Raw genomic sequence first — 13,360 nt, forward strand, 5'->3', positions numbered from 1 at the left:
AATAGCGCGGTGGTCCCACCTGACCCCATGCCGAACTCAGAAGTGAAACGCCGTAGCGCCGATGGTAGTGTGGGGTCTCCCCATGCGAGAGTAGGACACTGCCAGGCATCAAATAAAGCAAAAAGCCCTGAACTGACGTTCAGGGCTTTTTGCTATGTGCAATACGTAAAAAAGCGCAGCTACGCTGCGCCTTTCAACCACTCGACAATAAAGTCGGCGATGCTTTCCGGTTGATTGAGATCCAGCTGCTTAGCTGAGATGGATAGTGGTCGGTCGCTGGCTACCGCGACGACAAACTGATCCAACATGTCTTCCAACGGTTTGCCGATCTCGGCCCGATAAAGCAGGATTTTGCTGACCGGCTCATGTTTAAACCCTTCAACAAGAATTAAATCGATCTTATCGGCATCAAAACGCTCAGCCAGATAGCGCAGATCCAAAGGTTGTTGCTCCGGCGTTTCGGTCATTAATGCCCAGCGGCGATCGTTGGCGACCAGCGTTTGCTCGGCGCCCGCTTTACGCAGCTCATAGCTGTCCTTACCTGGCGTATCCACATCCATATCGTGATGCGTATGTTTGATCAGTCCAATCCTTACCTGGCGTTGTTTCAGCAACGGGATTAGCTGTTTGAGCAGGGTGGTTTTTCCCGTACCGCTGTAGGCGCCGATGGCCAGCAAGGGGGGCAATGAACGATTCATTTCTTTAGCTCTCGTGTTTGCTGCCAATGTAGGCAGTCTTCCGGCGTATTCAGGTTATGAAATGCCGTTTGCTGCCCGCTGAACACTACGCGTTGTGCGCCAATTTGATGCAAGAACAGCATCAGCTTGCGTTCACCGCGCGCCAGGTAGTCGGCCAGCTGCGGCGCTAGTTGGGTATGCAATAACGCCAGCGTAGGGTGATCTCGCTCGCCATCACTGGCAAAGGCCGCCGGCGCCGCGTCTTTTTGTCGCCAGAGTTGAGCGACTAAATCGGTGGGAAAGTCAGGGACGTCACAAGGGACGAAGGCCACCCATTCGCTGGAAGATTGCTTGAGCCCGGCCAGCATACCGGCTAGCGGCCCGGCGAAATCGGGCGTCAGATCGCCAATCACCGGCAAACCGCTCGCCTGATAACATGCCTGATTGCGATTGGCGCTGATGACGATGGAAGCCACCTGCGGCCGTAACCGAGCCAATATGTGTTGATAGAGTGCGATACCACCAATCGACACCAGGCCTTTGTCTTCACCGCCCATACGCGTGGCCCGTCCACCGGCCAAAATGACGCCGCTGATTTCTTTATGCATCTCGTTTATCCCGCCTTGTCGATGGGCTGATTGTAGCGCTAAAGCAGGCGTGACATCAGGATTTACCTTTATTGACAAGCCGGTTCTTTCACTGTGTGGGTAAGCCTGCTACTTTGTGAGTTTATTCATGCTATTGGACGATATTGAGATGAAAACGCATCGCGTAAACGAGTTGATCGAGCTGTTGCACCCGGCCTGGCAGGAAGATCCCGATCTCAATTTGATGCAGTTTTTGCAAAAGCTGGCGAAGGAAGCGGGCTTCCAGGGCGAGTTGTCCGAACTGAGCGACGATATTCTCATTTATCACCTGAAAATGCGCGGTAGTGCAGGCACGGATCAGATCCCGGGTCTGAAGAAAGATTACGAAGAAGATTTTAAAACGGCGCTGCTGCGCGCTCGCGGCGTTATCAAGGACTGATCCTCGTGCGGTGCGAGAAAGCATCGCGCGTGAAATGCGCCATTAATGCTACTATTTCTCATTCCCGGCACCGTGCTGTCAGCGATCAAACGAACGTTATGAATAACTCTGCTTTTAATTTCGAAACCCTGTCGCCAGATTTGATTATGGACGCGCTAGAAGGAGTTGGCCTGCGCGTCGATTCCGGCCTCACGGCGCTGAACAGCTACGAGAACCGCGTCTATCAGTTTATGGACGAAGATCGCCGGCGCTACGTGGTGAAGTTTTACCGCCCGGAGCGCTGGAGCGCCGCACAGATCGGTGAGGAACATCAGTTCGCTCTGGATCTGGCCGGCGCGGAGATCCCGGCGGTGGCGCCGCTGGCGCTGCAAGGCGCTACGCTGCATACGCACGGCGGCTTTTTCTTTGCCCTGTTCCCCAGCGTGGGGGGCCGGCAATACGAGATAGACAATCTGGATCAGTTGGAATGGGTGGGCCGTTTTCTGGGGCGTATCCACCAGGTCGGCGGTGAGCGTTTGTTTGCCGAGCGGCCAACGATGGGGATTGAAGAGTACCTCACCGCCCCGCGCCAGGTGCTGGCCGATTGCGAGCTGCTACCGGCAACGCAGCGTGACGCGTTCCTGCAGGTGACGGATGATCTGATTGCGGCGATCAAGTCGCACTGGCATCTGAACTGGCAGCCGCGCCGTTTGCACGGTGATTGCCATCCGGGCAATATTCTGTGGCGCGATGGCCCGCTGTTCGTCGATCTTGATGACGCGCGCAACGGCCCGGCAGTGCAGGATCTGTGGATGTTGCTGCACGGCGAACGTCGCGATCAACTGATGCAGCTGGATGTCTTGCTGGAGGCGTATAGCGAATTTGCCGAGTTCGATCAGCGCGAGCTGGCGTTGATTGAACCACTGCGGGCGATGCGCATGGTGTATTACCTGGCCTGGGTCGCTCGCCGCTGGCAGGATCCGGCCTTCCCTAAGAGTTTTCCGTGGATGGCGGAGTCTGATTTCTGGTTGTCTCAGACTGCGGCCTTCACCGAACAGGTTAAGCTGTTGCAGGAGCCCCCTCTGCAGCTGACGCCAATGTATTGAAGCTTTAACACAATGGAGAGTTTAGTCTTATGAAAAAAATATGGTTGGCGCTCGTTGGCATGGTAATGGCATTCAGTGCCTCGGCGGCACAGTTTAGCGATGGCGCTCAGTATGTGACTCTGGACAAACCGGTGACCGGCGAGCCGCAGGTGTTGGAGTTCTTCTCCTTCTACTGCCCGCACTGCTACCAGTTCGAGCAGGTCTATCATGTGTCTGAGAACGTAAAGAAAGCGCTGCCTGCCGGCACCAAAATGACCAAGTACCACGTGGAGTTCCTGGGGCCGTTGGGCAAACAGCTGACTCAGGCGTGGGCGGTGGCGATGGCGCTGGGCGTGGAAGACAAGGTGAGCCCGCTGATGTTTGAAGCGGTGCAGAAAACCCAGACCGTGCAAACGCCGGACGATATCCGCAACGTCTTCGTGAAAGCGGGCGTGACCGCCGCAGATTATGACGCGGCCTGGAACAGCTTCGTGGTGAAATCTCTGGTGGTTCAACAGGAGAAAGCCGCAGAAGATCTGCAGCTGCGCGGCGTGCCGGCGGTATTCGTCAACGGCAAATACATGGTGAAAAACGATGGCCTGGACACCAGCTCGATGGACGCTTACGTGAAGCAGTTCGCCGATGTGGTTAAATTCCTCAGCCAGCAGAAATAAGCCTGATTCAACATGAAAAACGCCGGCATCGCCGGCGTTTTTTTATCCGTATTGCCGCTTCAATTTATCCAGCAACCGGTCTTTTTCCTGCCACAGCGTATTCAGCCACAGCTGGAAGCGCCGCTTGAACTGTTTGTCGTTGAAGTAGTCGCCGTGCAGGGTTTCATCGATCGGCAGCGTCTCTATTCTCACCACGATACGCGTCAGCCGCCCACACAGCATATCCATAAAAGGCCGCTGGTTATTTTCCGGATAGAGCAGAGTAACGTTCAACACTTTGTCGAACTGATTGCCCAGCGCGCTAAGGGTAAACGCGATGCCGGCGGCTTTAGGCGCCAGCAAATTGCGATACGGCGAATTGCTTTTAATTTTCTTGGCTTCAGTGAAGCGCGAACCCTCGACGAAATTGACGATGGTGGTTGGGCGCTGGCGGAATTTTTCGCAGGAACGGCGCGTCGTTTCGATATCCTTGCCGCGTTTTTCCGGGTGCTTGAGCAAATAGGCGCGGGAATAACGCTTCATGAATGGCATATCCAGCGCCCAGCAGGCCAGGCCGACAAAAGGCACCCAGGCGAGCTGTTGCTTGAGGAAATACTTATTCATTGGAATATGATTTCTGAACAGCACGCATAACACAACAATGTCCGACCAGCTTTCGTGGTTGCTGATCAGCAGATACCAGTTTTTGCGATCCAACCCTTCCAGCCCTTCAATATCCCAACGCAATTGCCCGTTAATGCGCAATAACAACGCCAGCCCTTGGCACCAACACCACATCATGAAATCGGCGAAAGCCGAGATATATCGCCAGACGGCGGGAATGGGCACCAGGAGTTTCACGATGCCGGCCAGCGTGATGGGGATGGAGCACAACACCGTCACCAGAATGGTAAGTATGACGGAAATGATAAAGATAACAGGCGTTAACAATCTTGGCATGATTATGGGCTGACGGTTGTTGGGAACATCGTTGCATGCCAAAGCGCATGAACAAAAACGCATTTTAACAGAAATCGCCGGGGTAAAGCGCCGCTAAAAATCACTGTTTTTCGTCTCGATGGATAACCATTTGCTGAGTTTTCGTGCAACTTGTCCAGCTTGTGCTATGGTAATTGAGGCGCCGAATTTGATTAATAGTGCGATTAAAATCCGGCGAAAGTTATATCCACAAATTCAATAAATGCCAGTAATAAAGCATCGCCGGAATTCGTTCTTTTAACGCGGTGATTTAAATAGGAATTTTATTCGCCGTTATAACGATAATCGCAGCGTTATAATTCGGTCTCTTTTCTATGCACAAAGTTATCCACAGGTAAGATCTTGCGGATCCTCGCACACAATCACATCATTTTCGTCCGCAATGCACGCTAAGGTTCGTCTCCGGCGGCCAGCTATGGCATGCTTACCCCTATGTCCGATCACGATAAAGAAACGCTATGGCCCAGATTGCAGAAAACCCACTAATCCTGGTTGACGGTTCCTCCTACCTCTACCGCGCTTATCACGCCTTCCCGCCGCTGACCAACTCGGCGGGCGAGCCGACCGGCGCGATGTACGGCGTGCTGAATATGCTGCGCAGCCTGCTGCTGCAGTATCAACCGAGCCACGTTGCCGTGGTGTTTGATGCCAAAGGGAAGACCTTCCGCGATGATCTCTTCGCTGAATACAAATCACACCGGCCGCCGATGCCGGACGATCTGCGCGCGCAGATCGAGCCGCTGCACAGCATGGTCAAAGCGATGGGCCTGCCGCTGCTGGTGACACCCGGCGTTGAGGCGGACGACGTTATCGGTACGCTGGCGCTGGAGGCCGAAAAGGCCGGCCATGCGGTGCTGATCAGCACCGGCGACAAAGACATGGCGCAGCTGGTGACGCCGAACGTCACCCTGATCAACACCATGAACAACACGATCCTCGGCCCGCAGGAAGTGTGCGACAAGTACGGCATTCCGCCGGAGTTGATCATCGACTTCCTGGCGCTGATGGGCGATTCATCGGACAACATTCCCGGCGTGCCGGGCGTGGGCGAGAAAACCGCCCAGGCGTTGCTGCAGGGGATCGGCGGGCTGGATGCGCTGTACGGCAATCTGGAGAACATCGCCACGCTGAGCTTCCGCGGCGCCAAAACCATGGCGGCCAAGCTGGAGCAGAACAAAGAGGTCGCGTACCTCTCCTATAAGCTGGCGACGATCAAAACCGACGTCGAACTGGATCTGACCTGCGCGGACCTGACGGTCTCCGAGCCGGATGTCGATACGCTGCAACAGCTGTTCAAACAGTACGAGTTCAAACGCTGGCTGGCGGACGTGGAAGCCGGCGTCTGGCTGGAAAACAAGAAAGGCGCGGGCGCGAAAGCTGCCGGCGTCGCCAAACCGGCAGCCGCCGTGGAAGCGCCGAAAGCCTTGGCGGAAGCCAAGCTGTCCCAGGACGGGTATGTCACTATCCTGGATGAAGCGACCTTTACCGACTGGCTGGCGCGGCTGAAAAAGGCCGACGTGTTTGCCTTCGATACCGAAACCGACGGTCTGGATACCCTGACCGCCAACCTGATCGGCCTGTCCTTCGCGGTCGCGCCGGGCGAAGCGGCTTATTTGCCGGTGGCGCACGATTACCTGGATGCGCCGGCGCAGCTGGATCGCGCTTACGTGCTGGAGGCGCTCAAGCCGCTGCTGGAAGACGAGAAGGCGCTCAAGGTCGGGCAAAACCTGAAGTTCGACATGAGCCTGCTGGCGCGCTACGGCATCGAGATGCGCGGCATCGCCTACGACACCATGCTGGAGTCCTATGTGCTGGACAGCGTCGGCGGCCGTCACGATATGGACAGCCTGGCCGATCGTTATCTGGGCCACAAAACCATCACCTTCGAAGAGATCGCCGGCAAGGGCAAAAACCAGCTGACGTTCAATCAGATCGCGCTGGAGCAGGCGGCGCCTTACGCCGCCGAAGACGCCGATGTCACGCTGCAGCTGCACCTGGCGATGTGGCCGCAGCTGAAACAGAGCGCGGAACTGCTGACGGTATTCAATGAGATTGAAATGCCGCTGCTGCCGGTGCTGTCGCATATCGAACGCACCGGGGTGCTGATCGATCCGGCCATTTTGTCGGCCCACTCCCAGGAGTTGGCCAAGCGTCTGGCAGAGTTGGAGGCGCAGGCCCACGAGCTGGCGGAAGAGCCGTTCAACCTGGCGTCGACCAAGCAGCTGCAGGCGATCCTGTACGAAAAACAAAAGCTGCCGGTGCTGAAGAAAACCCCGGGCGGGGCACCGTCCACCAACGAAGAGGTGCTGGCCGAGCTGGCGCTGGACTACCCGCTGCCGAAGGTGATCCTGGAATACCGCGGCCTGGCGAAGCTGAAGACCACCTATACCGACAAGCTGCCGCTGATGATCAATCCGGTCAGCGGCCGGGTGCATACCTCGTACCATCAGGCGGTGACCGCCACCGGCCGTCTCTCCTCGAGCGATCCGAACCTGCAGAATATCCCGGTGCGCAACGAAGAAGGGCGGCGCATTCGCCAGGCCTTTATTGCGCCGGAAGGCTACCGCATCGTCGCGGCCGACTACTCGCAGATCGAGCTGCGCATCATGGCGCATCTATCACAGGATGAGGGGCTGCTGAAGGCCTTTGCCGAAGGGAAAGACATTCACCGCGCCACGGCGTCGGAAGTTTTCGGCGTGCCGTTGGATAAAGTGACCGGCGAGCAGCGCCGCAGCGCCAAGGCGATTAACTTCGGTTTGATTTACGGCATGAGCGCCTTCGGCCTGGCGCGTCAGTTGGGGATCCCGCGTGGGGAAGCCCAGCGCTATATGGATCTCTACTTTGAGCGTTACCCGGGCGTGCTGGATTACATGGAGCGCACCCGTCAGCAGGCTTCCGAGCAGGGCTATGTCAGCACGCTGGACGGCCGCCGTCTGTATCTGCCGGACGTCCGCTCCAGCAACGCCATGCGCCGCAAGGCGGCCGAGCGCGCCGCCATCAACGCCCCGATGCAGGGCACGGCAGCCGATATCATCAAGCGTGCGATGATCGAGGTCGACGCCTGGCTGCAAGGGCAGGAGAAGCCGTTGGTGCGCGCGATCATGCAGGTGCACGATGAATTGGTGTTCGAGGTGCATGAATCGGTGATCGAAGAAGCCAGCCAGCGCATCCGCCAACTGATGGAAGGCAGCATGGCCCTGGCGGTGCCGCTGAAGGTCGATGTGGGCGTCGGCATGAACTGGGATGAAGCGCACTGATCGCCGGGTTATCGCCGTATGCGCTAACTGGCGAGAAGCTAAGCACTTTTCGTAATTAAGCTACAAGATGCGGCGATAGTTTCCCCAACTTCGCCGTTCTTGCGCCGCAAATTGTGTAAGTAAACTACAAAAAATTCTTTTTCCCTGCGAAAAAATGATGTAGAGTTACAGGCGTAGGGTACAGAGGTAAGATGTTCTATCTTTCAGACCTTTTACTTCACGTAATCGGATTTGGCTGAATATTTAGCCGCCCCAGTCAGTATTGACTGGGGCGTTTTTTATTGTAAAAACAGCAGCAAACCATACGTTTTTCCTATCGCTCGGCCTCGCTTTTCATTTCAGCTTCCGCTCCCTCAATCCGCGTAATTCGGCGAGACAAGCCCGTTTTGGCAATAAGTCTTTATGATGGCTTTATTTCAAAAGTGTAATTAGATAACAAAAAATCCCGCCTGCGGCCGATCTGCGGGCATAAAAAAGCCGATGCGGTAAGACATCGGCTCAAACGTGCGATCAGGGCTTATTCGCCGATGTCCTCTTCCGGCAGCACTTCCGGCGGGATCTCGTTAAACCAGGTGTCCAGCTTCTGGCGCAGCTTGTCGACGCCGATCTTTTTCAGCGATGAGAAGGCTTCGACCTGGATATCCCCCATAAACGGCAGCACCGCTTCACGCACCATGTTGAGCTGTGCCTTGCGTGCGCCGGAGGCCAGCTTGTCGGCCTTGGTCAGCAACACCAGCACCGGCGTGCCGACGTCGACCGCCCACTGGATCATCTGCTGGTCGAGATCTTTCAGCGGATGGCGGATATCCATCAGCACCACCAGCCCTTTCAGGCTGTTGCGCATCTGCAGGTATTCGCCCAGCGCGCGTTGCCATTTGCGCTTCATTTCTTCCGGCACTTCGGCGTAGCCATAACCCGGCAGGTCGACCAGACGAATGCCGTCTTCCACTTCGAACAGGTTGATCAGCTGGGTGCGCCCCGGCGTCTTACTGGTGCGCGCCAGGCTTTTTTGGTTGGTCAGCGTATTCAGCGCGCTGGATTTACCGGCGTTGGAACGGCCGGCAAAGGCGACTTCAATTCCTGCATCCCCCGGAAGATGGCGAATATCGGGTGCGCTGGTGACGAAATGGGTCACATGATAGTTGTAGTTCTTGCTGGTCAAAATTTTTCGTCTCCGTGAGGATGGCTAACTGGTTGGCGATTATAACTGCATCAGCGGTAAAAATGGCGTGTTTCTCCGTTTTTAAGCGGCGGGGCGCGATAAAACGACAGTTAAGCCGACCGTACGTTGTGAGACATTTGCCATTCGAATCGCGGGTAATGTCGCTTTATTCGAAAGTGATATTTCTATTTTTATTTTAAAAACAACATGTTGTTTTTTCGTTGTGTGGAAATGTCAGTCAAATCGGCGTCAGGTGCCTTGAGCCTTCGCAACAATAACGTAAAGTACTCGTTAACGCAGGGTTGCGCAGGATTAGGGAACATCCGGGAAGGATGACAAATCTCAGGGAATGCACAGGGCGTGCAATGAGTGCCAGGATGAACGCAAAAGGAAGTGACCCTTTCGCACCGGAATAGGCGGCAGGCACATCGGATGGTGAAGTATCGGCAGTTTGGATGCCCGCAGGAAGCGCGCTCGGGAAGAGCGGATGCGAATGGATTGCGCCATGGACGATTTTCCTTTCAGGATGAAGGACGTAGTGGCAGGGAATGCGGTTATAGCAGAAGGAAAAACCGGGATGTTGCATGTACGCAAGGAGCGCGTAACAGGAATACCCTTCGCAAGAAGGTGCGAAATAGGCGGCAGGTTTAACCTGCCGCCTTTTTTCTTTGTCCGCTTTCTGCTAGATTCCGCCGCAATTCTATACTGAATCTACATACCTAAGAGCACACGCTATGAACCAGCCATCAAAAGCACCTCGCGGCAGCGCGGCGAAGTCAAAAACGAAAAAGAAAAGCCGTATGGAGCTCGATCAGGAAGCGCGCGAGCGCAAACGCCTGAAAAAGCGCCGCGGCCACGCTTCCGGTTCACGCACTCAGGTCGAGTCCGGCAGCCAGAAAAACAAATCGGCGGCGGAAGCCAAAGATCCGCGTATCGGCAGTAAAGTGCCGGTTGCGCTGGTGGTCGACGAAACCAAAGTGAAGGCCAAACCGCAGCCGAAGCCAAAGGCCGAAGCGAAACCGCGTCTGTCGCCGGAAGAAGAGCTGGCGAAGCTGGAAAATGACGAACGCCTGAACGCGCTGCTGGATCGCATCGACGATGGCGAAACGCTGAACGCGCAAGAGCAGGCGTATGTCGACAAGACGCTGGATCGTATCGATGTGCTGATGGACGTGCTGGGCATCGAGCTGGGCGATGAAGACGACGAAGAAGAAGAAGAGAAGCAGGAAGATATTCTGAAGCTGCTGAAAGGCGGTAACCCGAAGGACGCCTTTTAACGCGCCATGTGGCTGATCCCGACAATAGCCCTACTCTTGATGTGTTATCTGCTGTGGTTATTCGGTAAACTATGGCGGCTGTCTAAGCGCAAAGCGCGTTTTCGCAGCGCTTCCGTGGCCAGACAGCGCAGACAACCGCCTCTCTCCCGGCCCGGTAGAAAAAGATATCGGAAGGAGTGAGCATGTCAGAGCAGACGATTGTCTGGGATTTGGCCCTGATCCAAAAATATAACTACTCAGGGCCGCGTTATACCTCATACCCCACGGCGCTCGAGTTTAACCAGCGCTACGACGAAGCGGCGTTTCAACGCGCCGCGGTGCGCTACCCTGAGCGCCCGCTGTCGCTGTATGTGCATATCCCTTTCTGCCATAAGCTGTGCTACTTCTGCGGCTGCAACAAGCTGGTGACGCGCCAGACGCACAAGGCCGACGAATACCTGAACGTTTTGGCGCAAGAGATCGCCAGCCGTGCGCCGCTGTTCGCCGGCCGCAAGGTTGGCCAGATGCACTGGGGCGGCGGTACGCCAACCTATCTGGATAAAGCGCAAATCAGCCGGCTGGTGGCGCTGCTGCGCGAACATTTTGATTTTCTGCCCGATGCGGAGATGTCGATCGAGGTCGATCCGCGCGAGATAGCGCTGGATGTGCTCGATCATTTACGCGCCGAAGGCTTTAACCGCCTGAGCATGGGGGTGCAGGATTTCAACAAGCAGGTGCAGCAGTTGGTCAACCGCGAGCAGGACGAAGCCTTTATCTTCGCCCTGATCGAGCGGGCCAAAGCGCTGGGCTTCCGCTCGACCAATATCGATCTGATCTACGGCCTGCCGAAACAGACGCCGGAAAGCTTCGCCTTCACCCTGCAGCGGGTGGCTGAACTGAATCCCGATCGCCTCAGCGTGTTCAACTACGCGCATATGCCGAATTTATTCGCCGCCCAGCGCAAAATCAAAGACGCCGATCTGCCCAGCGCGCAGCAGAAGCTGGATATCCTGCAGCAGAGCATCGCGTTCCTGACTGACGCCGGCTATCAGTTTATCGGCATGGATCACTTTGCACGCCCGGACGATGAGCTGGCGATTGCGCAACGCGAAGGCAAGCTGCACCGCAATTTCCAGGGTTATACCACCCAGGGCGACAGCGATTTGCTGGGGTTGGGCGTGTCGGCCATCAGCATGCTCGGCGACAGCTATGCGCAGAACCAGAAAGAGCTGAAGCGTTACTATGAGAGCGTACCGGCGCAGGGCAACGCCCTGTGGCGCGGGCTGGCGCTGACGGACGACGATTGCCTGCGGCGCGATCTGATCAAAACCCTGATCTGCAACTTTCGGTTGGCGTATCAGCCGCTCGAACGGCAATACGGCATCGATTTCACCGCCTATTTCGCCGAAGACCTGCAGCTGCTGGCGCCGTTTGAACGCGATGGGCTGGTGGAGCGCGACGAGCAGGGCATTCGCGTCACGCCGCGCGGGCGCTTGCTGATCCGCAATATCTGCATGTGTTTTGACCGCTATCTGCGGCAACAGGCGCGCAGCCAGCAGTTCTCACGGGTGATCTGAGGATGAAAAAACAGCCGCTGATGCGGCTGTTTTTTTAACTGAAGAAGTTAATCAGCGCGGCGCACAACACTGCGGCGACCGCCGCCTGCGGGGTGTGGCTGGCGGCGGAGCCCAGCTCCGCGCCCTGAGAAATGAATGCGATGAATGAGTCCAGCATCGTCAACCTCCAGAGTGTGCGACACGATCATACTGCGCCCGCACCTGCTGTAAAGCCTGAGGTTGGCGTTTTTTTGTGCGCCGGACTGCGTTTTTCATCATCCACCCCGTTCCTATTCCATGCCCAGCTCTTTAAGCTTGCGGGTGAGGGTATTGCGCCCCCAGCCCAGCAGGCGCGCGGCTTCCTGTTTGTGCCCCTGGGTGTGGCGCAGGGCGGTGGTGAGCAGCGTGCGCTCCATTTCCGGCTGTGCTTCCGACAGCAGATTTTGATGACCGGAACGCAGCGCGCGATCGGCCCACTGCGCCAGCAGCGTGGCCCAGCTGTCCGGCAGACTGTGGCTGGGGCTCTCCGGCACAGCGGTTTCGAACAGTTCACCCGGCAGATCCTGAATCAGCACCTCTTGCCCGGCGGCCATCACCGTCAGCCAGCGGCAGGTGTTCTCCAACTGGCGCACGTTGCCCGGCCAGGGCAGGCGGGTCAGCGCGGTTTCGGTTTCCGGATGCAGGTTCTTGGCCTCGACGCCCAGCTCCTTGGCGGCGATCTGCAGGAAGTGGCGCGCCAGCCGCGGGATGTCTTCACGGCGTTCGCGCAGCGGCGGCAGGTGTACGCGGATCACGTTCAGGCGGTGGAACAGATCCTCGCGGAACTTGCCTTCCTGTACCCGCAGCTCCAGGTTCTGGTGCGTGGCGGCGATGATGCGCACGTCGACCTTCACCGGCGCATAGCCGCCGACCCGGTAGAACTGGCCGTCCGCCAGCACCCGCAGCAGGCGCGTTTGCACGTCGAGCGGCATATCGCCGATCTCGTCGAGGAACAGCGTGCCGCCGTCGGCCTGTTCAAAGCGCCCCTGACGGATTTGGTTAGCGCCGGTGAAGGCGCCTTTCTCGTGGCCGAACAGCTCGGACTCGATCAGATCCTTGGGAATAGCGGCCATGTTCAGGGCGATGAACGGTGATTTGGCGCGCGGGCTGTGGCGGTGCAGCGCATGTGCCACCAGCTCTTTACCGGTGCCGGATTCGCCGTTGATCAGCACGCTGATCGACGAACGCGACAGCCGGCCGATGATGCGAAACACGTCCTGCATCGCCGGCGCTTCGCCGATGATGTCCGCCGCCGGATCGCTGGCCGGCTGGCTGCGCACCGGCTGCTGCTGCTCCTGATAATGGCTGATGGCGCGCTCGACCAGCGCCACCGCTTCGTCGATGTCGAACGGCTTCGGCAGGTAGTCGAAGGCCCCTTGCTGATAGGCGCTGACGGCGGCGTCCAAATCCGAATGCGCGGTCATGATGATCACCGGCAGCATCGGGTGGCGCTGTTTGATCTGCTTGAGCAGCGCCAGACCATCAATGCCCGGCATGCGGATATCGGACAGCAGCACGTCGGGGGTTTGCGTGGCCAAGGCTTCCAGCACGTCATTGCCGCCTTCGAAGGTGGCGCAGCTCAGGCCCGCGCCGGTGAGCGCGCGCTCAAGCACCCAGCGGATGGAGCTATCGTCATCGACGATCCAGACTATCCCTCGTTGCATTGCAAAC

At 57.2% G+C, this 13,360-nt stretch carries 13 protein-coding genes and 1 rRNA gene; 8 read left to right on the forward strand and 6 right to left on the reverse strand.

The features are described 5' to 3' along the window. Positions 1-107 (forward strand): 5S ribosomal RNA (gene rrf / locus ACJ8OK_RS21545); the annotation flags it as partial. Positions 108-179: 72 nt separating this feature from the next. On the opposite strand, the gene mobB is transcribed toward rrf, so the two are convergent. Both mobB and mobA read right to left on the reverse strand, forming a co-directional pair. Then, positions 180-698, reverse strand: a complete 519-nt coding sequence (gene mobB, locus ACJ8OK_RS21550; RefSeq protein ID WP_060558001.1) for a molybdopterin-guanine dinucleotide biosynthesis protein MobB — start codon at positions 696-698, stop codon at positions 180-182. Beyond that, a complete protein-coding gene (mobA, locus tag ACJ8OK_RS21555) occupies positions 695-1,285 on the reverse strand; it encodes a molybdenum cofactor guanylyltransferase MobA (RefSeq protein ID WP_060557999.1) in 591 nt (196 codons plus the stop codon). Before mobA ends, mobB begins: the two co-directional genes overlap by 4 nt. Before the next feature lie 148 nt (positions 1,286-1,433). Here mobA and ACJ8OK_RS21560 point away from each other — a divergent pair, with 148 nt between their 5' ends. The 3 genes from ACJ8OK_RS21560 to dsbA all read left to right on the forward strand — a co-directional run bounded on the left by ACJ8OK_RS21560 (position 1,434) and on the right by dsbA (position 3,441). Next, on the forward strand, positions 1,434-1,703 hold the full coding sequence (locus ACJ8OK_RS21560) for a YihD family protein (RefSeq protein ID WP_004931268.1): 270 nt from the start codon (positions 1,434-1,436) through the stop codon (positions 1,701-1,703). A 98-nt stretch (positions 1,704-1,801) separates the two neighbouring features. Further along, on the forward strand, positions 1,802-2,788 hold the full coding sequence (locus ACJ8OK_RS21565) for a serine/threonine protein kinase (RefSeq protein WP_156866557.1): 987 nt from the start codon (positions 1,802-1,804) through the stop codon (positions 2,786-2,788). Positions 2,789-2,817: 29 nt separating this feature from the next. Next, positions 2,818-3,441: a thiol:disulfide interchange protein DsbA gene (gene dsbA, locus ACJ8OK_RS21570; RefSeq protein ID WP_004931264.1), complete on the forward strand. Its 624-nt coding sequence runs from the start codon at positions 2,818-2,820 to the stop codon at positions 3,439-3,441. Positions 3,442-3,483: 42 nt separating this feature from the next. On the opposite strand, the gene ACJ8OK_RS21575 is transcribed toward dsbA, so the two are convergent. Next, positions 3,484-4,380, reverse strand: a complete 897-nt coding sequence (locus ACJ8OK_RS21575) for an acyltransferase (RefSeq protein WP_015379457.1) — start codon at positions 4,378-4,380, stop codon at positions 3,484-3,486. Positions 4,381-4,877: 497 nt separating this feature from the next. On the opposite strand from ACJ8OK_RS21575, the gene polA reads away from it, so the two are divergent. Then, the gene (polA, locus tag ACJ8OK_RS21580) at positions 4,878-7,676 is read left to right on the forward strand and encodes a DNA polymerase I (protein WP_033631371.1); all 2,799 of its coding nucleotides are present in this window, start codon (positions 4,878-4,880) and stop codon (positions 7,674-7,676) included. A gap of 191 nt (positions 7,677-7,867) precedes the next feature. Then, positions 7,868-7,915, forward strand: coding sequence for a spot 42 RNA, inhibition of DNA synthesis (locus tag ACJ8OK_RS21585; protein ID WP_071892919.1), 48 nt, complete (start codon positions 7,868-7,870; stop codon positions 7,913-7,915). A gap of 278 nt (positions 7,916-8,193) precedes the next feature. On the opposite strand, the gene yihA is transcribed toward ACJ8OK_RS21585, so the two are convergent. After that, a complete protein-coding gene (gene yihA / locus ACJ8OK_RS21590) occupies positions 8,194-8,838 on the reverse strand; it encodes a ribosome biogenesis GTP-binding protein YihA/YsxC (RefSeq protein WP_004931258.1) in 645 nt (214 codons plus the stop codon). A gap of 734 nt (positions 8,839-9,572) precedes the next feature. On the opposite strand from yihA, the gene yihI reads away from it, so the two are divergent. Further along, positions 9,573-10,115 (forward strand): Der GTPase-activating protein YihI, encoded by a 543-nt coding sequence (yihI, locus tag ACJ8OK_RS21595; RefSeq protein ID WP_015379455.1) that lies wholly within the window; start codon positions 9,573-9,575, stop codon positions 10,113-10,115. Positions 10,116-10,297: 182 nt separating this feature from the next. Then, positions 10,298-11,671, forward strand: a complete 1,374-nt coding sequence (gene hemN, locus ACJ8OK_RS21600) for an oxygen-independent coproporphyrinogen III oxidase (protein WP_442531021.1) — start codon at positions 10,298-10,300, stop codon at positions 11,669-11,671. A gap of 34 nt (positions 11,672-11,705) precedes the next feature. On the opposite strand, the gene ACJ8OK_RS21605 is transcribed toward hemN, so the two are convergent. Further along, positions 11,706-11,828 (reverse strand): YshB family small membrane protein, encoded by a 123-nt coding sequence (locus ACJ8OK_RS21605; RefSeq protein WP_004931250.1) that lies wholly within the window; start codon positions 11,826-11,828, stop codon positions 11,706-11,708. A gap of 112 nt (positions 11,829-11,940) precedes the next feature. Beyond that, positions 11,941-13,353 carry a nitrogen regulation protein NR(I) gene (glnG, locus tag ACJ8OK_RS21610; protein ID WP_033631367.1) on the reverse strand — a complete coding sequence of 471 codons (1,413 nt, stop codon included), beginning with the start codon at positions 13,351-13,353 and terminating at the stop codon, positions 11,941-11,943. Positions 13,354-13,360: the final 7 nt, after the last annotated feature.

Origin of the sequence: Serratia sp. CY71090 (assembly GCF_052166845.1) — a bacterium.
Taxonomy (GTDB): Bacteria; Pseudomonadota; Gammaproteobacteria; order Enterobacterales; family Enterobacteriaceae; genus Serratia; species Serratia nematodiphila.

Bases quoted from the DNA above. Each gene is read 5' to 3' on its own strand.
- mobB (WP_060558001.1), bottom strand. From the start codon at position 698: ATGAATCGTTCATTGCCCCCCTTGCTGGCCATCGGCGCCTACAGCGGT.
- mobA (WP_060557999.1), bottom strand. From the start codon at position 1,285: ATGCATAAAGAAATCAGCGGCGTCATTTTGGCCGGTGGACGGGCCACG.
- ACJ8OK_RS21560 (WP_004931268.1), top strand. From the start codon at position 1,434: ATGAAAACGCATCGCGTAAACGAGTTGATCGAGCTGTTGCACCCGGCC.
- ACJ8OK_RS21565 (WP_156866557.1), top strand. From the start codon at position 1,802: ATGAATAACTCTGCTTTTAATTTCGAAACCCTGTCGCCAGATTTGATT.
- dsbA (WP_004931264.1), top strand. From the start codon at position 2,818: ATGAAAAAAATATGGTTGGCGCTCGTTGGCATGGTAATGGCATTCAGT.
- ACJ8OK_RS21575 (WP_015379457.1), bottom strand. From the start codon at position 4,380: ATGCCAAGATTGTTAACGCCTGTTATCTTTATCATTTCCGTCATACTT.
- polA (WP_033631371.1), top strand. From the start codon at position 4,878: ATGGCCCAGATTGCAGAAAACCCACTAATCCTGGTTGACGGTTCCTCC.
- yihI (WP_015379455.1), top strand. From the start codon at position 9,573: ATGAACCAGCCATCAAAAGCACCTCGCGGCAGCGCGGCGAAGTCAAAA.
- hemN (WP_442531021.1), top strand. From the start codon at position 10,298: ATGTCAGAGCAGACGATTGTCTGGGATTTGGCCCTGATCCAAAAATAT.
- ACJ8OK_RS21605 (WP_004931250.1), bottom strand. From the start codon at position 11,828: ATGCTGGACTCATTCATCGCATTCATTTCTCAGGGCGCGGAGCTGGGC.
- glnG (WP_033631367.1), bottom strand. From the start codon at position 13,353: ATGCAACGAGGGATAGTCTGGATCGTCGATGACGATAGCTCCATCCGC.